General features: G+C 76.3%; 16 protein-coding genes. 6 read left to right on the top strand and 10 right to left on the bottom strand.

What is annotated here, in order from left to right; genetic code table 11:
- Positions 1–86: 86 nt before the first annotated feature.
- From D459_RS0114700 to D459_RS0114690, 3 genes are read right to left on the bottom strand one after another with little or no spacing between them, the layout of a single operon-like run.
- Positions 87–1268, bottom strand: a complete 1182-nt coding sequence (locus D459_RS0114700) for a bifunctional RNase H/acid phosphatase (RefSeq protein ID WP_017593774.1) — start codon at positions 1266–1268, stop codon at positions 87–89.
- 17 nt (positions 1269–1285) lie between these two features.
- Positions 1286–2026: a zinc ribbon domain-containing protein gene (locus D459_RS0114695; protein ID WP_017593773.1), complete on the bottom strand. Its 741-nt coding sequence runs from the start codon at positions 2024–2026 to the stop codon at positions 1286–1288.
- Positions 2027–2033: 7 nt separating this feature from the next.
- Positions 2034–2882, bottom strand: coding sequence for a Nif3-like dinuclear metal center hexameric protein (locus D459_RS0114690; protein ID WP_040710098.1), 849 nt, complete (start codon positions 2880–2882; stop codon positions 2034–2036).
- Positions 2883–2998: 116 nt separating this feature from the next.
- On the opposite strand from D459_RS0114690, the gene D459_RS0114685 reads away from it, so the two are divergent.
- From D459_RS0114685 to D459_RS0114670, 3 genes are read left to right on the top strand one after another with little or no spacing between them, the layout of a single operon-like run.
- Positions 2999–3523, top strand: a complete 525-nt coding sequence (locus D459_RS0114685; protein WP_026120401.1) for an LURP-one-related/scramblase family protein — start codon at positions 2999–3001, stop codon at positions 3521–3523.
- The gene (locus D459_RS31655; protein ID WP_040710096.1) at positions 3520–4332 is read left to right on the top strand and encodes a DUF817 domain-containing protein; all 813 of its coding nucleotides are present in this window, start codon (positions 3520–3522) and stop codon (positions 4330–4332) included. The genes D459_RS0114685 and D459_RS31655 overlap by 4 nt, the downstream gene beginning before the upstream one ends.
- Positions 4325–5188, top strand: coding sequence for a deoxyribonuclease IV (locus D459_RS0114670; protein ID WP_026120400.1), 864 nt, complete (start codon positions 4325–4327; stop codon positions 5186–5188). The genes D459_RS31655 and D459_RS0114670 overlap by 8 nt, the downstream gene beginning before the upstream one ends.
- Before the next feature lie 111 nt (positions 5189–5299).
- On the opposite strand, the gene D459_RS33650 is transcribed toward D459_RS0114670, so the two are convergent.
- From D459_RS33650 to D459_RS0114655, 3 genes are all read right to left on the bottom strand, one after another.
- Positions 5300–6835, bottom strand: coding sequence for a DUF11 domain-containing protein (locus tag D459_RS33650; RefSeq protein ID WP_161634166.1), 1536 nt, complete (start codon positions 6833–6835; stop codon positions 5300–5302).
- A 124-nt stretch (positions 6836–6959) separates the two neighbouring features.
- Positions 6960–8705 (bottom strand): hydantoinase B/oxoprolinase family protein, encoded by a 1746-nt coding sequence (locus tag D459_RS0114660; RefSeq protein WP_017593768.1) that lies wholly within the window; start codon positions 8703–8705, stop codon positions 6960–6962.
- Between the two features lie 50 nt (positions 8706–8755).
- On the bottom strand, positions 8756–10924 hold the full coding sequence (locus tag D459_RS0114655) for a hydantoinase/oxoprolinase family protein (RefSeq protein WP_017593767.1): 2169 nt from the start codon (positions 10922–10924) through the stop codon (positions 8756–8758).
- 203 nt (positions 10925–11127) lie between these two features.
- Between D459_RS0114655 and D459_RS0114650 the strand changes: the two genes are divergently transcribed.
- Both D459_RS0114650 and D459_RS0114645 read left to right on the top strand, forming a co-directional pair.
- On the top strand, positions 11128–11475 hold the full coding sequence (locus D459_RS0114650; RefSeq protein ID WP_017593766.1) for a hypothetical protein: 348 nt from the start codon (positions 11128–11130) through the stop codon (positions 11473–11475).
- Positions 11476–11501: 26 nt separating this feature from the next.
- Positions 11502–11864 (top strand): hypothetical protein, encoded by a 363-nt coding sequence (locus D459_RS0114645; RefSeq protein WP_017593765.1) that lies wholly within the window; start codon positions 11502–11504, stop codon positions 11862–11864.
- Between the two features lie 1587 nt (positions 11865–13451).
- On the opposite strand, the gene D459_RS31645 is transcribed toward D459_RS0114645, so the two are convergent.
- The 3 genes from D459_RS31645 to D459_RS0114625 all read right to left on the bottom strand — a co-directional run bounded on the left by D459_RS31645 (position 13452) and on the right by D459_RS0114625 (position 17936).
- Entirely contained in the window at positions 13452–14123 is a 672-nt protein-coding gene (locus tag D459_RS31645) for an ArsR/SmtB family transcription factor (protein WP_241485039.1), read from the bottom strand.
- Positions 14124–14561: 438 nt separating this feature from the next.
- Entirely contained in the window at positions 14562–16355 is a 1794-nt protein-coding gene (locus D459_RS0114635; protein WP_017593763.1) for a hypothetical protein, read from the bottom strand.
- A 387-nt stretch (positions 16356–16742) separates the two neighbouring features.
- Entirely contained in the window at positions 16743–17936 is a 1194-nt protein-coding gene (locus tag D459_RS0114625; protein ID WP_241485038.1) for a VLRF1 family aeRF1-type release factor, read from the bottom strand.
- Between the two features lie 261 nt (positions 17937–18197).
- Between D459_RS0114625 and D459_RS0114620 the strand changes: the two genes are divergently transcribed.
- The gene (locus D459_RS0114620; RefSeq protein WP_017593760.1) at positions 18198–20573 is read left to right on the top strand and encodes a Tex family protein; all 2376 of its coding nucleotides are present in this window, start codon (positions 18198–18200) and stop codon (positions 20571–20573) included.
- A gap of 173 nt (positions 20574–20746) precedes the next feature.
- Here the strand turns inward: D459_RS0114620 and D459_RS0114615 are convergent, their stop codons facing one another.
- Positions 20747–21385 (bottom strand): TetR/AcrR family transcriptional regulator, encoded by a 639-nt coding sequence (locus D459_RS0114615; RefSeq protein ID WP_017593759.1) that lies wholly within the window; start codon positions 21383–21385, stop codon positions 20747–20749.
- Positions 21386–21438 lie beyond the last annotated feature (53 nt).

The following is a 21438-nucleotide window of genomic DNA, read 5'->3' as shown; positions in this document are numbered from 1 at the left end:
GGTCCGCCGCACCCGGCACGGGACCCGGCGCAGGGGGCGGGGCCGCCCGGCGGGGCCCGCCGCCGGGCCTCCGGCGGCGGGCGGGCTCAGGCCGGGGCCTCCCCGGCCAGGTGGGAGATGTCGTTGAAGGAGCGCAGCAGCATCGGGCCGTCGGCGTAGCAGTCGATCTCGCTCAGCGCCGCCACGTCCAGGTGCATCCGGTACAGCGCCTCCACCGGCGCGCCCAGCGCCTGCGCCACGATCGCCTTGATCGGGGTCACATGGCTCACCACCAGCACCGTGCGGCCGCGGTACCGCTCCACCAGGGAGCCGCGCGCCTCGGCCGCCCGGCGGGCCGCCTCGGCCAGGCTCTCCCCGCCCGGCGGCGCCGCCTCCGGGTCGGCCAGCCAGGCGGCCAGCTCGGCCGGGCGGTCCCGGTTCACCTCGGCGAAGGTCATGCCCTCCCAGGCGCCGAAGTCGGTCTCCCGCAGCCCCGGCTCCGGCTCCACCTCCAGGCCCAGGCCCGCCGCGACGATCCCCGCGGTGTCCATGGTGCGGCGCAGCGGCGAGGCGACCACCGCCTCGATCCCGGCGCCCGCCAGCCGGGCGGCCGCGGCCCGCGCCTGGGCGCGGCCCGCGTCGGTCAGCTCGATGTCGCCCACCCCGGCGAAGCGGCGCTCCACCGACAGCGGCGTCTGCCCGTGCCGCAGCAGCAGCAGCCGGGTGGGCTCGGTGTCCGCCGGGGCCGACCAGCCGGTGCCGGGCGCCGGGCGCGCCGCCTCCGCGGCGCCGGCCGGGGACTCGGCTGCGGCCGGGGCCTCGGCGGCGGGCTCCGCCGGCGCCTCCCCGGGGGCGGCGAGCCGCACCGGGCGCCCCTGCGCCGCGGCGTCCATCGCCTCGTTGGCGAGCGCGTCGGCGTGCGCGTTCTCCGCCCGCGGGATCCAGGTGTAGGACACCGCGCCGAGCGCGGAGGCGACCTCCCCGGCCCGCTGCGCCAGCGGCTTCATCGCCGGGTGCTTCACCTTCCAGCGCCCCGACATCTGCTCCACGACCAGCTTGGAGTCCATCCGGACCTCGACCGCCGCGTCCGGGTCGATCCGCGCGGCCGCCTCCAGCCCGGCGATCAGCCCCCGGTACTCGGCCACGTTGTTGGTGGCCGTCCCGATCGGCTCCGCGACCTCGGCCAGCACCTCTCCGCCGACCGCGTCCCGCACCACCGCGCCGAACCCGGCAGGCCCCGGGTTCCCCCGCGACCCGCCGTCGGCCTCCACCGCCAGCCTGCGCCCCATCCCGGGCTCCCCCGTCCTCACAGCCCCGATTCGGTGGTCCGCACCAGGATCCGCCGGCAGTCCTCGCAGCGCAGCACCTCGTCGGCGGGGGCCTGGCGGATCCGGCCCAGCTCGGCCGTGCTCAGCGCCAGCTTGCACCCCTCGCACCGGCCGTAGTGCAGCGCGGCCGCCCCGATCCCGTACTGGTCCCGGAGCTTGGTGTAGAGCGCCAGCAGGTCCTCGGGGACCTCCTTGGCCAGGCGCTCCCGGCGGTCCCGCTCGGTCGCGCGCTCGTCCTCGATCTCCAGCGCCGCGGCGGAGCGGCGCTCCTCGGCCGACTCCCGGTCGGCCTCGGCCCGCTCCAGCTCGGCGGTGACCGACGCCGCCTCCGACTCCGCGGCCTCGCGGCGCTCCATCACCTCCAGAACGACCTCCTCCAGCTCCGCCTGGCGGCGCTGGAGCGAGGCGATCTCCGACTGCAGCCCCTCCAGCTCCTTGGGGGAGGAGACGTGGCCCGCGTCCAGCCGGGCCCGGTCCCGGTCGGCCCGGGAGCGCACCTGGTCGACGTCGGACTCGGCCTTGCGCTGCTCCCGGTCGAGGTCGGACAGGGCGGTCCGGGCGGACACCGCCCGGTCCTTCAGCCCGGTGATGCGGGCGTCCAGCTCCCGCACCTCCTCGGCCTCCGAGAGGTTGCGGGCCCTGTGCTCGGCACGGGCGATCGCGGTGTCGGCCTGCTGCACGTCGAGCAGGCGCAGCTGGTGTTCGGGTGCGGCTTTCACGTGTTCTCTAGTCTCCTCGGAACGCCTGCGACCAGGCGTCGGTGACGGTGGTGGATACGCGGGTCTCAACGGTAGCCCCCCGGGAGCCCAGGGCGCCCGCGAGCCGCTCCGCCCCGTCGGCCAGCCAGGGCCACTCCCCGGCCCAGTGCGCGACGTCCAGCAGCGCGGGCCCGCCGTCCTGGGTGAACTCCGAGGCCGGGTGGTGGCGCAGGTCCGAGGTGAGGTAGGCGTCGACGCCCGCGGCGCGCGCCGCGTCCAGCAGCGAATCGCCCGCCCCGCCGGACACCGCGACCGTGCGCACCTCGCGCTCCGGGTCGCCCGCGACGCGCACCCCGCCCGCCGTGCCGGGCAGCCCGGCCGCCGCCTGCGCGGCGAACTCCGCCAGGGGCATCGGCTCCGGAAGCCGCCCGATGCGGCCGATCCCGCGCCGCCCCGCCGGATCCGAGGGGTCGGGGTCGAGCGGCACCAGCGGCCCGGCCAGCCCGACCGCGGCGGCGAGCGCGTCGGAGACCCCCGGGTCGGCGGTGTCGGCGTTGGTGTGCGCGGTGTAGAGGGCCACCCCCTCCCGGATGAGCCGGTGCACCAGCCGCCCCTTCGGGGTGGTGGCCGCCACGCTGGTCACCCCGCGCAGCAGCAGCGGGTGGTGGGTGACGATGAGCTGCGCCCCCCACTCGACCGCCTCGTCCACGACCTCGGCCACCGGGTCGACGGCGAACAGGATCCGCCGCACGGCCTGGTCCGGGTCCCCGGCGACCAGGCCGACCGCGTCCCAGGAGGCCGCCCAGGCCGACGGGTACAGCTCCTCGAAGGCGTCGGTCACGTCCTGCAGGGTCGGCGGTGCGCTCGTTGTGCTCACGGACCGCAGGTTATAGGTTCCGCGCTCCGCCCGCGCGCCGTCGTGCACAGACCCCGTCCACAGGCGGCCGGGCGCAGGGTGGTGCCGCTCCTCCCGCACGGGCTAGCCTCGCCCCCATGAAATACCTCGTGCGCGAACGGATCTTCGACATCGGCGACGACTTCTGGGTCACCGACGAGGAGGACAACCGGATCTACTGGGTGGACGGCAAGGCCATGCGGCTGCGCACCACCTTCCAGCTCAAGACCCCCGACGGCGAGCCTCTCCTGGAGATCAAGGAGAAGCTGCTGCACATCCGCGACCAGATGCGGATCACCCGCGACGACGAGCTCGTCGCCACCGTCCGGGAGCGCATGTTCAACCCGATCAAGGAGAAGCTCATCGTCGAGCTCGCCGCCGGCGGCGAGTGGGAGGTCCACGGCGACCTGCTCGGCAAGGAGTACGTGATCAGCGACGAGCAGGGCACCGTCGCGCACATCTCCAAGAAGTGGTTCCGCGTCCGCGACACCTACGCCGTCGACGCCAACACCCACCGTCCCGACATCGCCGCCGACCCCGCCCTGGTGATCGCCGTCGCGGTCGCGGTGGACTCGCTCACCGAGGACGGCCGGGAAGAGGAGGAAGAGGAGGAGCAGGACTGAGCCGGGCCGCCCGCGCGCTCCGGCACGGCGCCGCCCAGCTCCTCCGCTTCGCCCTGCTCCAGGTCAGATCCTGCGCGTTCGCCGCGGGGATCCTCATCGGGCTCGCCCTGTCCTCGCTGCTCCCCCCGGAGATCCCCCGCTACGACGCCCTGCTCGCCTACGGCATCGCGCTGACCGCGCTGTTCTGGGCGCTCCGCCTGGAGAGCGGGCGCGAGGTCCTCGCGGTGCTCGGCTTCCACGTCGTCGGCCTCGTCTTCGAGCTGTTCAAGGTGCACATGGGGTCGTGGGCCTACCCGGAGGAGGCCTGGACCAAGATCGGCGGCGTCCCGCTGTACAGCGGCTTCATGTACGCCGCGGTCGGCAGCTACGTGGTGCGCGCCTGGCGGCTGCTGGAGCTGGAGGTGACCGGCTACCGCGCCGCGGCCACCGCGGTCGTCGCGGCGCTCATCTACGCGAACTTCCTCACCCACCACTGGCTGCCCGACGCCCGGGTGCTCCTGGCCGCCGCCATGATCGCGGTCACCTGGGGCGCCTGGGTGCACTACACCGTGGGGGCGGCCCGCTACCGGATGCCGCTGTCGCTCTCCTTCGTGCTGATCGGGTTCTTCCTGTGGGTCGCGGAGAACGCCTCCACCCTGCTCGGTGCCTGGCGCTACCCGCACCAGGCCGACGCCTGGGCCCTGGTGCACCCGGCCAAGTTCGGCGCCTGGGCGCTGCTGGTGACCGTGTCGTTCGTGCTGGTCGCCTCGTGGAAGCCGAGTGAGGCGCAGGGCCCCGGGCGCAATAGGCTGGTGCCCAGCCATGAATGACGCACGCATTTCGCCCGTCGGGGCGCACGTACCCGTGTCCGGAGGCCTGGCCACCAAGGGCCTGCCCTACGCCGACGAGATCGGCGCCGAAGCGATCCAGGTCTTCGTCAGCAACCCGCGCGGCTGGGCCACCACGCCCGGCGTCCCCGAGGAGGACGCCGCCCTGCGCGACCGCTCCGGCCTCCCGGTCTTCGTGCACGCCCCCTACCTGATCAACCTGGGCGCCCCGGACGAGCAGGTGGCCGCCAAGTCGGTGGCCTCGCTGGAGCACTCGCTGCGCCGCGGCGCGGCGATCGGCGCCCTGGGCGTGGTGGTGCACACCGGATCCGCGGTGCGCGGCGGCCGCGCCGCCGGCCTGGACCGGATGCGCTCCCGCCTGCTGCCGCTGCTGGAGCGGCTCGGCGAGAACGTCCCCCCGGTGCTGCTGGAGCCGATGGCCGGCCAGGGCCAGGTGCTCTGCGCCACCGTCGACGACCTCGCCGGCTACCTCGACGCCCTGGACTGGCACCCGCGCGCCCGGGTCTGCCTGGACACCGCGCACGCCTTCGCGGCCGGCCACGACATCTCCAGCCGCGCGGGCATGGCCGCCATGCTGGACCGGTTCGGCGAGGCGGTCGGCGCCGACCGCCTCGGCCTGGTGCACGCCAACGACTCCAAGGCCGACTGCGGCAGCAACAAGGACCGGCACGAGAACATCGGCGCCGGCCGGATCGGCGCCGAGCCCTTCGCCGAGCTCTTCGTCCACCCGGTCTCCGCGGGCGTCCCCCTGACCCTGGAGACCCCCGGCCCTGTCGGCCCGCACGCGGCGGACACGGCCCTGCTGAAGAAGCTCCGCTCCGAGGCCCTCGACTCCTGACCCGCCGCGGCCGTCCCGGCGGACGGCCGTCGCGGGACGGCCGCCGCACGAGTCCCGGCCCGCCTCCCGGCGGACGGCCGCGCCGACCGGCGGGGCGGGCGGGGCCGGGTGTCAGTCCCGTTCGGCGGGGGCCAGGTCGCGCTCGGCGGCGGTGTCCTCCGCGGTGCCCGCCGAGCCGTCCCCGGCGGCCTGCTCGGGGACGCCGCGCTCGGCCCGGCGCGGCTTGCGCTTGCGGGACCAGGGCTTCCGCCCCTTGCGGCGGCCGCGCTGCGCCGGAACGGCGGCGTCCTCCTCCGTGGCGCCGGTCCCTTCGGTGACGGCCTCCGCCGACCGGTCCCCTCCGGCCTCTCCGGCCTGCCGGTCCCCGGCCGGGTCCTGCTCCTCTGCGGCGGCCCCGGTGTCGGAGGCGCCGTCTTCGGAGGCCTCTTCCCCGGCCTCCCGCTCGGCGGCGGCGCCTTCGCCGGCGGGCCGCTCCTCCTCGGCGTCCGGCTTCCCGGCGTCCGGCTCCGCACCGGTCGTACCGGCGGCGGGGGCGCCGTCCTCGCCGCCGGCGGCGGGCTCCTCTCGCCGCGCTTCCGCGGTCTCCCGGTCCTCCGCGGCCTCCTCCGGCTCCGCGCCGGCCGCCTCGCCGGCGCTCTGCCCGTCGGCCTCCGCGCCGACCGCGTCCCGGTCCCCGCCGTCCCCGGCGTCCGGCTCCGCGGAGGGCTCTTCTGCGGCGGGCTCTTCCGCGGTGTCCTCGGACGCGGCGCCGGACGGTTCCGGCTCTGCGTCCTTCCGCGCCTCGTCGTCGTGCGCGGCGCCGGTCCGCACGTCCTCGGCCGGCGTCTCGGAGACCGCCTTTGCGGCCTCGGGCGCCTCGGCGCGGTCCTGCTCCGGGTCGGCCAGGGCGGCTTCGGCGGGCCCGGCGGCGGCCTCCGGGGCCAGGGCCTGCGTCGATTCCCCGCCCCCGGTCCGGGTTCCGGTGGCCGGGACGGCCTGGAGGAGCTGGAGGCGGTAGCGCCACGGCATCCGGGCGAGCGCCAGCGGCGGCTCCGGGATCGCCACCCGGCCGGTCACGTACTCGATCCGGACGCCGTCCTCGCGGAACCGCCGGTACATCTGGAGCAGCCACCGCCCGCCGACGGCCAGGAGCAGCAGCGCGCCCGCCGCCGCGGCGGTCCAGGCGGCGATCCAGGCCTTGGAGACCGGGCCGACCGGGAGCGAGTCCGAGGCGCAGCCGACCAGCCCCTCCCCCGGTGCCGGGCGGACGCAGACCGTCGTGGCCAGCCGCCCGCCCGCGTCCGCGCGGACGGTGCCGGAGGACTCCAGCTCGACCGCCTCGCCGGCGGGCAGCCCGCGCTCCCAGACCACCTCGCCGTCGCCGGCCTCGCCGTCCTGCCCGGCCTCGATGCCGTCCAGGCCCTCCGGCAGCAGCTGCACGATCCGTGCGTCGGGAAGGTCCTCCGGGCCGGTGTTGGCGACGGTGACGGCGTAGTCGACCGTGCCGTGCACCCGCGCCTCGTCCCCGGCCGCGCCGACGCGGACCTGGACGCCGTCCGCGGCGGCGGAGGGCGCCCCCGCGGCCGCCGCCCCGGGGATCCCGGCGAGGGGCACCGCCGCCAGGGCTGCGAGCAGTACGGCCCCTGCTGCGGCACGGGGATGGTCCATGGGTAAACGCCCCCATATCACGTTCTGCGAAGCCACGGTCACGCATCGTCTGCGAATTTCATAACATGCGTGCGGGCCGCGCCATCGCCGCGCCATGCCGGACGGCTTCACCTCATTGCCGCTCTTACAATGTAGATTCCGATTTGCCCTTTTTGCGGCTTGGGCGGTGCGGTCGGCCTTCCGCGTCGAAAAGCACCCCGTAGTCGCGTTCGGCCCCGTCCCGGGTGACGCGGCCCGCGGCGAGGTCCGCGGCGACCTCGGCGGCCGGCCGCAGCAGCGGGTCGCCGACGCCGCCCCCGCCGGTCGTCTCCACCGCGAGCGCCTCCCCCGCCGCGAACCGGACGTTGTTCGCCTTCGCCGGCAGCCGCTCCGCCTCCCCGGAAGCGGAGACCCGGTAGAACCCGCCGGTCCGGCCCGCTCCCCCGCCGTCCCGGCCCGGCGGCGCCAGCCGCAGCCGGTCGCCGCGCGCGCTCACGTGCGCGTCGGCCAGCAGCCGGAACACGGTGCGCGACCCCAGGCCGCCCCGGTACCGTCCGGGGCCTCCGGAGTCGGGCACCGTCCGCACCTCCTCCACCCGGATCGGGAACCGCTCCTCCACCGCCTCCACCTGGGGCACCGAGTTGCGCCCCAGGCCGAAGTGGACCCCGGTGGCGTCCGGCCCGTCCTTCCCCGCGCCGCCCGCCCGCGCGCCGCCCCCGCCGAAGTCGTAGGCCAGGTGGATCCAGTACGGGGCGCCGACCGAGGCGATGGAGAACGGCTGGAGGATGCCCGAGGCGGCGACGGCCCGCTCCGGGACCGCCTCGGAGAGCGCGGCGAGCACCGCCTCCATCGCCGCGTAGACCGGGACGAACCGCCCGCCGCACGGGTGCGGCGGGGTGGCGTTGAGCAGGCTCCCGGCCGGGACCCGGGTGCGGATCGGGCGCAGGCTCCCCGCGTTCATCGGGACGGCCGGGTCGGTGAAGCAGCGCACCGCGAACACCGCCGCCGCCAGCGTCTGCGACAGGCTCGCGTTGATCGCCGCCGGGACCTGCGGGTCGGTACCGGAGAAGTCGAGCAGCACCTCCCCGCCGCCCACCGAGGCCTCGACCCGGACCGTGTGCGCGCGGCCCGGCTCGATGCCGTCGTCGTCGATCGGGTACTCCGCCCGGTACACGCCGGCCGGCAGCCGGGACAGGGCGGCGCGGGTGCGCGCCTCGGCGGCGTCCAGGGCGGCCTCGATCCCGGCGGCCAGGCGCTCCTCCCCGTACTCGGCGAGCAGCCCGGCGGTGCGCGCCGCCGCCGTCCCGGCCCCGGCGATGAGCGCCCGGACGTCCCCCATCACCGCGTCCGGCGTCCTGCTGTTCAGCCGGAGCAGCGCGGCGACCCGGTCGTCCACCCCCGCCGCGTCGGCGATCCGCATGGCGGGCAGCTGCAGCCCCTCCAGGTGGACCTCGGTGGCCAGCGGCGCCATCCCGCCCGCGGAGAGCCCGCCCAGGTCGGCGACGTGGATCAGGGCGGCGCCGAAGTAGGCGGGCCGACCGCCGGCGAAGACCGGGGCGAACACCATCAGGTCGTTGGCGTGCACCCCGCCCCGGTAGGGGTCGTTGGTGATGAACACGTCCCCCCGGCGCATGGTCCGGGCCGGGATCTGCTCCAGCAGCGGCGGCAGCGCCTCCGCCAGCGCCATGCTGTTCATCAGCGTGGTCGCCACCGAGTGCGCGACCAGCCGGCCCTCCGCGTCGAGCACCGCCGCCGAGGCGTCCGAGCCCTCCACGATGAACGCCGAGTGCGCGGAGCGCACCACCGCGATGCTCGCCTCCTCCGCCGCGACCAGCAGCGCGTGGTGCAGGATCTCCGCCGCCGCCCCGCCGGGGCCCGCCTCTTCCGCCATCGCCCGCACCGTCCTCTCTACCGCCCTCTCCGCCGCGATCTCCGGCCGCCCTACCGCGCCGCGCCGCGGACCAGCAGGGTGCCGCCGTCCGGGGCGGGGCTCGCGGTCCAGCCGGGCGGGACCACGATCGTCGACGCGTCGTCGGTGAGCACCGCCGGGCCCGGCAGCCGGGTGCCGGGGGCCAGTGCGGAGCGGGGCCGGAACGGGGTGTCCCGCCCGGTCCACGGCGCCGTCCCGGCGGCGCCGGCGCCCGGTTCGGGGAAGAGCGCCCGCCGGACCGCGACCGGCCCGCCGGGGGCGGCCGCGGGGTCCGGCGGGTGCGGGGCGGGCCCGGCGGCCGGCGCCACCGCGCGCACCCGGAACGCGGTGAACTCCACCGGGCCACGGTGGTCGACGCCGTAGGCCGCCCGGTGCCGCTCGGCGAAGCGCCCGGCCGCTTCGGCCAGGGCCGCCCCGGCGCTCTCCGGGGTCAGCGGCCGGCCGGCGAAGGGCACCGCCAGGCGGTGCGTCTGCCCGGTGAAGCGCACGTCGGCCGAGCGGAGCAGCCGGAGCCCGGGCGCGTCCGGGTCCGCCCCCAGCTCGGCGCAGGCCTCCCCGGCCAGCGCGGTGAAGGCCTCCTCCACCTCGCCGGCCCGGGCGGCAAGCTCCGCCCCGGGCACGGCCAGCGAGCGGACCCGCTCGGTGCCGAGCTCGGCGAAGAGCAGCCCTGCCGCCGAGGCCGCCCCGCAGCGCGGCGGGACCGCCACCGAGCCGATGCCGAACCGGTCGGCGACCCCGGCCGCGTGCACCGGCCCGGCGCCGCCGAAGGCGACCAGGGTGAGGCCCCGGGGGTCGATGCCGCGCTGGACGGTGACCACGTGCACCGCGGCCCCCATGGCGGCGTCCGCGATCTCGCGGACGGCCTGGGCCGCACGCTCGCGCGGCACGCCCAGCGGCCGGGCCAGCCGGTCCACCGCCTTCTCCGCCAGGGCGGTGGAGAGCGGCAGGCCGCCGCCGGCGAACGCGTCCGGGTCGAGGTGGCCGAGGACCAGGTCGGCGTCGGTGACCGTGGGCTCCTCGCCGCCCCGCCCGTAGCAGGCGGGGCCGGGGTCGGAGCCGGCCGAGCGCGGCCCGACCCGCAGCGTGCCCGCCCCGTCGATCCAGGCGATGCTCCCGCCGCCCGCGCCGACCTCGGCCAGGTCGATGGCGGGCGCGGCGATCGGCACCCCGGTCCCGGCCCGCCGGCCGCCGAAGCTGCCCCGGCCGCCGACGTGGAACTCCCGGGTGACGTCGGGTTCGCCGCCGCGGATGACGCAGGCCTTGGCGGTGGTACCGCCCATGTCGAAGCTGATCGCGTCGCCGGTTCCGGCGCGCACCGCGGCGTCCCGGGCGGCCAGCACGCCCGCGGCCGGCCCCGACTCGATGGTGGCCACCGCGCGGCGGACCGCGCCGCGGGCCGACATCACGTCCCCGCGCGAGTCGGTGACCTGGAGCGGCGCCCGCACCCCGATGGTGTGCAGGGCCTCCTCCAGCCGGGACAGGTAGCGGCCCAGCAGCGGTCCGACGTAGGCCGACATCAGGGTGGTGGCGGCCCGCTCGTACTCGCGCGGCTCCGGCCAGACGTCGCTGGAGAGCGCGATGAACGCGTCCGGTCCGAGCTCGGCCCGGAGGATGCGCGCGGTGCGCCGCTCGTGCCCGGGGGCGGCGTAGGAGTGCAGCAGGCAGACCGAGACGGCGCGGACGCCGCGCCGGGCCAGCGTCCGGGCGATGGCGCGGACCGCGTCCTCGTCGAGCGGGGTGAGCACGGTGCCGTCCGGGCCGGTCCGCTCGGGGACCTCGAACCTGTCCTCCGCCGGGACCGGCGGGCCGGGCGGGTCGAACCGCAGGTCGTAGCGGTCCTCCTCGACCCGGGCGTAGCGGCCGAGGGCGAGCACGCCGTCGAACCCGGCGGTGCTCAGGTGGGCGACCCGCTCGCCGGTGCGCTCCAGCACGGCGTTGGTGGCCAGGGTGGTGGCGTGCACGACCCGCTCCACCCGGCCGGGGTCGGCCCGTGCGGCGCGCAGCGCGGCCCGGGCGCCGCGCACCGCCGCCTCGACCGGGTCCCGGTGCGTGCTGAGCACCTTGGCCACGGCCGTCCGGCCGTCGCCGCGGACCACCGCGACGTCGGTGAAGGTGCCGCCGACATCGATGCCGAGCGCGTGGCCCGCCCCGGTCCCGCCCGCTCCCGCTGCGCCGCCCATGCCCGGCAGCCTAGAGAAGACCCGGCGAAAAACCAAGCAGTTGCTTGGCTTGATTTCCGGCCCTTTCCCCGGAGGAGGAACCCGGTACCGGTTCCGGCCGTCTTTCTTTCCGGAAAACCCGCTCCCGCGGAGCGTGCCGCCGCGGGATTGGGCGACAATGTTCGGTGAGCGGTCGCGATCGACACGGAAGGGCGGTGCGGGGGATGGATCCGGTGACCCTGGTCGTCGGCGGGGCCATCGCGCTGGGCGGGGTCCTCATCGGAAGGATGCTGCCCCGCCGCGAACGCCGGCAGCCCCAGCAGCATCAGGCGCCGGAGGTCACCGCTCCCCCGGCGGGCGCCAACCCGCAGCCGATCTGCGGCTGCGGCCACCACATCGTCTTCCACGACCAGCGATCCAAGCTCTGCCAGGCCCAGGTGGTCATCCCCGGCCGCTGGACCGGCCAGGGCTCCTCCGACGGCGTCTACCGGCAGTGCAAGTGCCAGGGGTACCGCGGCCCGATCCCACTGGACGAGTACTACGCCCCGGACCTGCTCAACGGCGAGTCCTGAGCGGCGCCGCACCTCCAGGAGGAGCAGTGATCAGAGCCCGCACCGGGGAAGAGCGCCGCGCCGTCATCGAGGGCCTGCGCGCCCTCGCCGATTTCCTGGACGACCACCCCGAGGTGCCGCTCTGCCCCTCTTCCGAGCCCCTGGCGGTCTTCCCCGAGGGCGATGACACCGAGTGCTTCGCCGACATCGACCGCGTCGCCGCCCTGATCGGAGTGGCCCCCAAGAGGCGGGGCGACCACTACGTCGCCGAGCGGGAGTTCGGCCCGGCCGGGTCCGAAGTGGTGCTCGGCTACGTCGCCATCCCCGCCGACTCGCACGCCCGCTACACCGCCGAGCGCTCCTACGCCGGGAGCGTGCACCCCGAGGAGGACGGGGCGAGCGGCGGTTGACGCCCTTCCACCCCTGAACGGCGAAGCCGCGACCTCGGCACGGCTCTGCCCCGGGGGGGGCGCCCCACAGGGTCAAGGCCCAAGCCGACGGCGACGACGGAAGGAAGGGCCGGAGTCGGCGCCTCCCCCGGACACAGCACCTCACGGGGCCAAGGTTCAAACGGGCAGCGAAGGCGGGAGAGGACCGGCCGGTCGGTCGGGTGCGGCACCCCACGGAGTACAGGTTCAGGCAGGCGGCGACGGCAGCGGTAGGGGCGGGGCGGAGGTGGTCGCCCGAGCGCGGCGCCCCACGGGGCGAGGGTTCAAGCAGGCGGCGACGGCGGGAGGGGGACCGGCTGGTCGGTCGGGTGCGGCGCCTCGCGGAGCGAGGGTCAAGACGGGCGGCGACGGCAGCGGTAGGGGCGGGGCGAGGGTGGTCACCCGAGCGCGGCGCCTCGCAGAGCGAAGGTCCAAACGGGCAGCGAGGGCAGCAGTGGGGACCGGCCGGTCGGTCCGGCGCGGCGCCCCACGGAGCGAAGGTCAAGACAGGCGACGGCAGCAGTAGGGGCGGGGCGAGCGCCTCACCCGGGCGCGGCGCCTCGCGGAGCCGGGGTTCAAGCAGGCGGCGAGGGCGGGAGGGGGCGGGGCGCCGCGTTCACCGGCCAGGGGCGGCGCGTGCTCCCGGAGGAGGGCAGGGCGGCGCCCCGGCGGCGCGGGCCCACCAGGGGCCCTTATCCCTATATGCCTGGTTTGCAGCGAGGAACGGGCGGGGCGGGGGCGCCCTGCGCACCTCCGCAGCACCCCGATTACATCTACCAGCGAGTAGTAAGCCCCGAAGCCCCTACCGCCCCCTCGCCTGTTACCCAGAGTGGCCAAACGGGGCCTGTCGGGAGAACAAAAGCGACATCCCGCCCCCGCGCCGCCTCTCCTCGGGTTCCGGCCCCCTGCTTTGCGGTCTTCCGGGCGGCTCGAACCCCCGATCACCGACCCGATCAGGGCGATCCGGGCCTCTAGAGGCCTGTTCCGGGCCGGGATGCGCGCCCGGGAATCACCGGGGTGCTCTCGCGGTGCGCAGGACTCCCTAACCCACCATCACCCTGCGTATTCGCCCAGGTCAGAGAGAGGGCGGTTTCAAGGGAGGCCGGCCCCGGCGCCCGGGTGACGCGGGAACGGCGATCCCGCCGCTCCGGCCAGCCCTGACCGGCCCGCCCTGCTCTGCTGCACCCGACCGACCAGCCGGTCCCCTCCCCGCCCTCGCCGCCAGCCTGAACCCTCACCCCGTGGGGCCCGACACCCGGGCGACCACCTCCGCCCCACCCCCACCGGCGCCGTCGCCGCCCGTCTTGACCTTCGCTCCGCGAGGCGCCGCACCCGACCGACCAGCCGGTCCCCCTTCCTGCCCTCGCCGCCAGCCTGAACCCTCGCCCCGTGGGGCGCCGCACCCGGCCGGGACGCCCGGCCCCGCCCCCACCGCTGCCGTCGCCGCCTGTCTTGACCTCGCCCCCGTGAGGCGCCGCGCCGAACCGACCAGCCGGTCCCCCTTCCTGCCCTCGCTGCCAGCCTGAACCGCCACCCCGTGGGGCGCCGCGCCCGGATGGTATGCCCGGCTCAGGTGAGAGGGGGCGCGGCCTCCCTTACCCGCCCGTCCCCGCCGTCCCCGGCGCCCAGGTTCGGAAACGAGTAGACCTGCGTCTCCACCGGGACCAACGTGCGGTCCCCGGTGGGCTTCCTCCCCTGGACGGCCTCCTTCCACCGCTCCAGCACGGCGTCCAGCTCCCGGACCATCTCCGCCGCCTCCTCCTGGGTGAGCAGGTGGACGTAGCTGCTCTCGATCGCGGAGTCCGTCCACGGGGCGGCCTCCGCGAACCGGGTGCCGGAGTACTCGGCCCAGGCGCGGCGGCGCTCGGCGCGGCCGCGCTCCAGCTCGGTGATGACCAGGTTCGCCGCCTCCCGGGTGTGCGGGTCCCGCAGGTAGGCGAACCCGCTCATCCGGATGCCGCCCTGGTGGCCGCGCCACCACCGCTCCCGGCCGCCCGGGGACCGGTCGGGGTCGTCCTCGACCAGCCCGAACCTGGAGAGCTGGCGCAGGTGGTAGCTGGTGGAGCCGCTGCTCTCGCCGAGCAGGCGGGCCAGGCCGGTGGCCGTGGCGGGCCCCCGGTAGGAGAGCTCGCCCAGGATCCTGATCCGGGTGGGGTGCGCCATCGCGCGCAGGGTGGGCACGTCCACGTCGATCGGCGGCGGCGTTCGGGCGGGCTCGGTTCTGCGTCGTCGCTTCATCATGCCGGAGACGCTATTGCCGCGATCCCTTTGCAAAGATTCGTTGGCAGCATCCGGCCAGACTTTTCGTTTTCGCAGGTCACGGAAGTATGGCCGGGAGCGGGAGAGCCGTTTCCGGCCTCCGACCGCCCGAACGGCCGCCGCGGACCGGCCCCTCTCTGCGGTCCGCCGGCGAAACGGGGCGGCCGGGCCCCCTGGTCCTCCAGGTGGTCGACCGCGCCGGATCCGTGGTCGCCGCCCCCTTCCAGGCCGCCCCTTCCACGCCGGCTTCGCAAGGGCCGGACGCCCGGCCGCGCGCCCGGCGGCCGCCCGGTGCCGCCGCCCCGGCGCTCGAACGGACCCCGGGACCGGGCGGTTCCCACCCGATCCGGCACACGCCCGATCCGGCACACGCGCCCCGGCGATGCAGGCCGGACGGCGGAGCGGCCGCCCCGGGCCGGGTCAGTCGTCGGTCCGGGCGCCGCGCTGGCGGCGGTTCCACCGGTCCAGGCGGTCGCGGGCCTGCTCGATCCGGGTGCGGATCGCGATGACCCGGTCGATGCCGCCGGCGCGGCCGTTGTCCTCCTTGAGCCGCTCGTACTCCTTGAGGTGGGTCTCGAACACCTCGACCGGGTCGACCGACGGCGGCTCGGCCTGCGCCAGGGCCTCGCCCAGCCCGGTGATGCCGCGGTCGTTCTCCGCCTGGATCTCGGCGGCGCGGGCGGCCTCCTCGGCCTTCAGCTCGGCCATGGTCTCGGCCTCTTCGCGCTCGGCGCGCCGGCGCTCCTCCTCCCGCTCGGCCAGGGCCCGGCGGCGCCCCCGGGAGCCGATCAGGCCCAGCACGAGGAAGAAGGCGGGGACCAGTACCGCGACGCCCCCGCCGATCCAGGGCAGCACCGCGGCCGCGCCGCCCCCGTCTCCGCCGTCGCCGCCGGCCGCCGGGGCGTCCTCGTCCAGCACCGCGCCGTCGCCCAGCTGCGCCAGCATGCCGTCCACCGACGCCCGGGCGCTGCCGTGGTCCAGCCCGAAGAAGACCGAGGTCTCCAGATCGTAGTCGCCGTGGTCGGAGACCGAGCCGTGCACCGGGTAGGCGTCGATCCCGCCCTCCCCGTCCAGCGCGTAGACCACGACCGGGCCGCCGTCCAGGCCCTGCGCCACCGCGTCGGCCAGCGCCTGGTCGCCGCCGTCCCCGCCGGCCTCCAGCCGGGCGCCGGCCGGCAGCACCGCGACCCGGATCGGCTCGCCCCGGCCGGCCAGCGCGGCGTCGAGCTCGGCGCGCTCCTCGGCCCCGATGTCGGCGCCGGCCCTGGGGTGCACGTAGAGGTGGTCCTCGGCGAGCGCGGCGCGGGCGTCGGCCAGCACGCTCCCGTCGGCGGCGCCGGCGAACACGTTGAGCGCCGGCTGCAGCTCGTCGGGCCCGGGGCCGAGCGGCAGCATGAATTCCAGGTCCCTGGGGGCGGGCCCGTCCGGGCCGGAGGCGGGGGTGAGCCGGAAGCCGTCGCCGGACCAGACCGCGAGCAGCGCGGTGCCCTCGTCCCCGACCGGTTCGAGCAGCGCCTCGGCGTACTCCTCCTCGTAGCCGCCCGAGGCGCCCCCGGCCGCGGGCTCGGGGATCACCGCGACCCGGGTGTCCTCCAGGCCGTCGAACCGCTCCGCCAGCGCCCCGGTGTCCAGGTCCGGCAGGGCCTCGGCGACGGCCGGGTGGACGTAGACGGCCTCCTCCTCCGCCGCTGCTTCGCGCACCGCGGGGAGCAGGTCACCGTCGAGCAGGTCCACCGCGCCGATCATCTGCTCCACCGGGCCGCTGCCGAAGAAGGAGAAGTGGTGCTCCAGGTCGGCGCCGCCGGTGTCGATGCCGACCGCGGTCCAGGAGAGGGTCGTGGTGGTGTCCCCGGTGGCGCCGCGCTCCTCGGTGGCGGCGATGTAGAGGCCCGGTTCGCCGACCCCTTCGGCGATGGCCCGCACGGCCTGCTCCGGGTCGCCCCCGCCGAGCAGGGCGCCGCGCACCGGCGTCTCGGCCCCGGCGAGCCGGGCCCTGGCCAGCGCCAGCGACTCCGCGGAGACCTCCGGCCCGTCCGGGGCGGCGTAGACCTCCTCTCCGGAGGAGAGCGCCTCGACCGCCTCGGCCACCGGGGAGTCCGCGGCGGCGGGCGCCGGGGCCGCCGCGGCCAGGGCGAGGAGCAGCGCGCCGACGGCGGGGAGGGCGGCCCGGTGCGCGCCTCCGGCGCGGGCGGCGGGGGCGGCGGGACCCGGCATCGGCTCCTCCTCGGAAGGTCGGAACGGCGGACGGCCCGCCGCGACGATCCTAGGCCGCCCCCGCGACGCCCCATCCGGCGGGCCCTATCCTCCGCCCGGAGCCGGCCGAAACCCGGTGACCGGTGGCGACGCGTCGGCCCGCCCTCCCCCGGGTACCCCTAGGGCATGGACACGACGACGCTGAACCTGTTCATGCCGATCATCCTGTTCGTCGGCATCGCTCTGATCATGATCGTCGGCACCCTGCTGATGAGGCACGAGAGGAACCGCTCGCACCGCTGACCCCGCCGCTCCGCGGCGCGCCCGCGCGGCGTCCCGCGGCACGGCGGAGGGGGCGCCGCGGCGACGCCCCCTCCCCCTGCTCCGGACCGGCCGGCCCGCGCCCGGCTACCAGCGCAGCCGGACGGCGACCCCGTCGTCCTCGGCGAGCGCCGCGGCCGCCTGCTCCGGCAGCACGGTCACCTCGGTGCCGTTGGCCAGGGCCAGCTCGATCATCCGCTCGCCCATGTCCTTCTCCGCGGCCATGTCGTCCCGGTCCACGCCCGGGGGCAGCTCGTCCTCCGGGTAGTAGGCGCCGTCCGGGGCGCGGTGCCCGGTGAGCCCGCGGGCCCCGTCCAGGAAGAGCCGGGAGACCCGGCCCTCGCGGAACGCGCCCAGGACGTCGCTGAGCCCGACGGCTCCGGTGCCGCCGGACAGCGCCGCGTCCTTGGCCTCCTGGACCGCCTCGGTCGCCCGGCGCACCCGGAGCGCCTCGATCTCCGGGCCGATCCGGGCGGCGATCTCCGGGAGGCCGCTCCCCTCCAGCACGTGTTCCAGCACGATGATGTCGCGCTTGCTGTCCTGGGCGAACCGGCCCTCCAGGGAGCCGGTCAGCCGCCGGTCCCCGGTGATGGCCACCGCGGTCCAGCCGCGCTCGTCGGCGATCTCCTTGAGCCGGGGGCGCATCGCGTTCAGCGACCGCAGCACCTGCTCGGAGACCTTGCGCTCGTACCGGTCGCCCTTGCCGGAGGCGCGGTTGTACAGGCCGGGCTTGCCGGAGGACGCCGGCGCCCGGTCCGGCCGCCACCCCTCGTCGTCCAGGGTGATGGGCATGCTGGTGACGTCCTCGGCGGTGCCGAACCGCAGGTCGACCACGCGCAGCGCGTCCTGCGAGACGGCCAGCACCCCCGCGGGGGCCCCGGCGGCCATGGCGGTCGCCAGCGGCTTGAGGTAGGCGGTGGAGTCCAGGACCGCGCAGTCGTCCAGCGGCATCTGCACCGTCAGCAACCGCACTTCGTCGGAGCCGATCGGGGCGAACAGGGCCCGCCCCACACCGGATTCGGCACCGCTGTCCAGGACATCGTCGAGCTGCGGGCGCAGCTCCTCCAGCCGGGCCAGGACCGCGGCCTTGCGCTGCTTGTCCCCGTTGGAGGAGACCTCGTTCCGCAGCGCGTTGATCTCGTTGGCGATCTGCAGCCGCCACGCGGGAGAGGAGGACCTGTCCCGGGGGTCTGCGGTGGCGTAGACGGAGAGCACCCCCACCTCGTCCCGCAAGGCCGCCAGATCCCGGAGCGATGTCTGATCAAGGTGCACGATGATCATCCCGCCAATCTTCAGCGTTGTGCTCCCCCCGTGCCCCGGGGCGAGATCTCTTCCCTGCTTAACAGGAGACCAGGGGACGGATCAACGATCGGTCGGGACCGCCCCATACCAGAACCAAGAAATCGGTCCGCCACCGGGCCCGCCATCGGGGCCGCCACCGGGTCCGCCACCGGGCCTCGCCCCGGGCGCCCCGGCGTGACAACCGCCCGGCGCCACAGGAGAATGCGGCGTGGACCATTCGACGACGTTGGACAAGGCATCGTGACCACCTCTATCGAACAGCGGATCGCCGAGGAGCTCGGCGTCGGCGGCCACCAGACGGCCGCCGCGATCGGGCTCCTCGACGACGGCAGCACCGTCCCGTTCATCGCCCGGTACCGCAAGGAGGCCACCGGCGGGCTGGACGACGCCCAGCTGCGCACCCTCGAAGAGCGCCTGCGCTACCTGCGCGAGCTGGAGGAGCGCCGGGCGGCCGTCCTGGAGTCGATCCGCTCCCAGGGCAAGCTCGACGACGAGCTGGAGGCCCGGATCGGCGCCGCCGACACCAAGGCGCGCCTGGAGGACATCTACCTGCCCTACAAGCCGAAGCGGCGGACCAAGGCGCAGATCGCCCGGGAGGCCGGCCTGGAGCCCCTGGCCGAGCTGCTGCTCGGCGACCCCGGTCAGGACCCGCGGGCCGCGGCGGCCGGCTACGCCGACCCGGAGAAGGGCGTCGCCGACGCGCAGGCCGCGCTGGACGGGGCGCGCGCGATCCTGGTCGAGCGGTTCGCCGAGGACGCCGACCTCATCGGCGAGCTGCGCGAGCGGGTGTGGTCCCGGGGCCGCCTGGTGGCCGGGGTCCGCGAGGGCAAGGAGGAGGCGGGCGCGAAGTTCGCCGACTACTTCGACTTCGCCGAGCCGCTGGCGAAGCTGCCCGCGCACCGGGTGCTGGCGATGTTCCGCGGCGAGAAGGAGGAGGTGCTCTCGCTCACCGTCGACCCGGAGCCGGAGGGCGCCGCCGAGGAGGCGCCGGCCGGGCCGAGCTCCTACGAGCGGGCCATCGCCTCCCGGTTCGGCATCGCCGACCGGGGCCGCCCGGCCGACGCCTGGCTGCGCGACACGGTCCGCTGGGCCTGGCGCACCCGGGTGTTCGTCCGGCTCGACATCGACCTGCGGATGCGGCTGTGGCAGGCCGCCGAGGACGAGGGCGTCCGGGTGTTCGCCGCCAACCTGCGCGACCTGCTGCTCGCCGCGCCGGCCGGGGTCCGCCCCACGCTCGGCCTGGACCCGGGGCTGCGCACCGGGGTGAAGGTGGCGGTGACCGACGGCACCGGCAAGGTCGTCGCCACCGACACGATCTACCCGCACGCGCCGCGCAACCGGTGGGACGAGTCGATCGCGGCGCTGGCGAAGCTGGCCGCCGAGCACGCGGTGGAGCTGGTGGCGATCGGCAACGGCACCGCCTCCCGGGAGACCGACCGGCTCGCCGCCGACCTGATCAAGCGGCACCCGGAGCTGAAGCTGACCAAGGTGACGGTCTCCGAGGCCGGCGCCTCGGTCTACTCCGCTTCGGCGTTCGCCTCCCAGGAGCTGCCCGACCTGGACGTCTCGCTGCGCGGCGCGGTGTCCATCGCCCGCCGGCTGCAGGACCCGCTGGCCGAGCTGGTCAAGATCGACCCGAAGTCGATCGGGGTCGGCCAGTACCAGCACGACATCTCCGAGGTGAAGCTCTCCCGGTCGCTGGACGGCGTGGTGGAGGACTGCGTGAACGCGGTCGGCGTGGACGTGAACACCGCGTCGGCGCCGCTGCTGAACCGGGTCTCCGGCATCGGCTCCACCCTGGCCGAGAACATCGTGGCGCACCGGGACGCCAACGGCCCGTTCGGCTCCCGCGCCGCGCTGAAGGAGGTGCCGCGGCTCGGCCCGAAGGCGTTCGAGCAGTGCGCCGGCTTCCTGCGCGTCCAGGGCGGCGACCCGCTGGACGCCTCCGCGGTGCACCCGGAGTCCTACCCGGTGGCGCGGAGCATCGCCGAGGCCGCCGGCACCGACGTGGCGTCGCTGATCGGCGACACCTCGGCGCTGTCCCGGCTGCGCCCGGAGGACTTCACCGGCGGCGGCGTGGGCCTGCCCACCGTCACCGACATCCTCTCCGAGCTGGAGAAGCCCGGCCGGGACCCGCGTCCGGCGTTCGCCACCGCCTCGTTCAGGGAGGGCGTGGAGACCCTGAACGACCTGGAGCCCGGGATGATCCTGGAGGGCACCGTCACCAACGTCGCCGCGTTCGGCGCGTTCGTCGACGTCGGCGTGCACCAGGACGGCCTGGTGCACGTGTCGGCGATGGCCAAGCGGTTCGTCTCCGACCCGCGCGAGATCGTCAAGCCCGGCGACATCGTCCGGGTGAAGGTGCTCGACGTGGACGTGCGCCGCAAGCGGATCTCGCTGACCATGCGGCTGGACGACGAGGTCGGCGGCAAGGCGTCCGGCGAGGACGCCGAGCGCCGCGGCGGCGACCGCTCCGCCGCCCCGAAGGGGGGCGGCCGCTCCGGCAAGGGCGGCCGCAAGGGCGGCGGCCGCGACTCCCGCCGCTCCGCCGAGCCCTCCGGCGCCATGGCCGACGCCCTCCGCCGGGCCGGCCTGGACCCGTCCAAGCTCAACTGATCCGCCCGGATCCGGAAGGGCCCTCCGCCGCGCGGCGGAGGGCCCTTTCGCGCCTCCCGGCCCGGAGGCCCCTCCCCGGTACGGGAGGGCCGGCAAGGGATCGCGCCGCGCGGGGCCCGGCGGACGGACGGGGGCCGCCGTCCGCCCGCGCGCCCGGGCCCTGCGGGGCGGGGTCAGTCGCCGGCGAACAGCCCGGCCAGCCCGCCGTCCAGCAGGTCGAAGGCGTCCTCGGCGCGGCGGCGGGCGGCGGGGGCGGCGGTGTCGGCGGGTTCGCCGGCGAGCATCCGGGCGCTGGTGTCCTCGCCCAGGACGCGCTGGACCGCGACGATCTGGGCGGCGGCGGTGCGGGCCGGCCCCGGGGGCGCGCCGGCCTCGGCGAGGGCCTCGGCCAGCGCCTTCTCGCCCCGCGCCAGGTAGGCGGGGAGCCGGGCGGCCAGGGCCGGGGTCCCGTACAGCAGGCGCTGGTACTCCAGCACCTCCGGCGAGTCGTTGAGGCCGGTCACCGGGTCGCGCCGGTCGAGGGCGCCCAGGTAGTGGGCGCGCAGCGCGGCCAGGGGGGCGGTGCCGGCCGGGCGGGCGCGCACCACCCGGGCCGATTCGTCCTCGTGGTCGGCGATCCGGTGCAGGACCAGGTCCTCCTTGCTGGGGAAGTAGGCGAACAGGGTGGGTTTGGAGACCTGGGCCGCGGCGGCGATCCGGGCCACCGGGACCCGGTCGTACCCCTCCGCGGTGAACAGCGCGATCGCCGCCTCCGAGATCGCCTCCCGGGTCCGCCGCCGCTTCGCCTCCCGCAGTCCGATGCGCTCCGCCATGCCGCCATCCTACTTCGGCACCGACCCGGTTAATAATTTGACCGAGTTAAGAT

It is taken from the genome of Nocardiopsis potens DSM 45234, from assembly GCF_000341105.1.
GTDB lineage: Bacteria > Actinomycetota > Actinomycetes > Streptosporangiales > Streptosporangiaceae > Nocardiopsis_A > Nocardiopsis_A potens.
The sequence above is the reverse complement of the archived record's forward strand: the minus strand, read 5'-3'. Positions and strand labels throughout refer to the sequence as shown.

Excerpts from the sequence above, each read along its gene's own strand:
- D459_RS0114700 (WP_017593774.1), bottom strand. The coding sequence starts at position 1,268 with ATGGGGCGCAGGCTGGCGGTGGAGGCCGACGGCGGGTCGCGGGGGAAC.
- D459_RS0114685 (WP_026120401.1), top strand. The coding sequence starts at position 2,999 with ATGAAATACCTCGTGCGCGAACGGATCTTCGACATCGGCGACGACTTC.
- D459_RS0114670 (WP_026120400.1), top strand. The coding sequence starts at position 4,325 with ATGAATGACGCACGCATTTCGCCCGTCGGGGCGCACGTACCCGTGTCC.
- D459_RS33650 (WP_161634166.1), bottom strand. The coding sequence starts at position 6,835 with ATGGACCATCCCCGTGCCGCAGCAGGGGCCGTACTGCTCGCAGCCCTG.
- D459_RS0114660 (WP_017593768.1), bottom strand. The coding sequence starts at position 8,705 with ATGGCGGAAGAGGCGGGCCCCGGCGGGGCGGCGGCGGAGATCCTGCAC.
- D459_RS0114655 (WP_017593767.1), bottom strand. The coding sequence starts at position 10,924 with ATGGGCGGCGCAGCGGGAGCGGGCGGGACCGGGGCGGGCCACGCGCTC.
- D459_RS0114650 (WP_017593766.1), top strand. The coding sequence starts at position 11,128 with ATGGATCCGGTGACCCTGGTCGTCGGCGGGGCCATCGCGCTGGGCGGG.
- D459_RS31645 (WP_241485039.1), bottom strand. The coding sequence starts at position 14,123 with ATGATGAAGCGACGACGCAGAACCGAGCCCGCCCGAACGCCGCCGCCG.
- D459_RS0114635 (WP_017593763.1), bottom strand. The coding sequence starts at position 16,355 with ATGCCGGGTCCCGCCGCCCCCGCCGCCCGCGCCGGAGGCGCGCACCGG.
- D459_RS0114625 (WP_241485038.1), bottom strand. The coding sequence starts at position 17,936 with ATGATCATCGTGCACCTTGATCAGACATCGCTCCGGGATCTGGCGGCC.
- D459_RS0114615 (WP_017593759.1), bottom strand. The coding sequence starts at position 21,385 with ATGGCGGAGCGCATCGGACTGCGGGAGGCGAAGCGGCGGCGGACCCGG.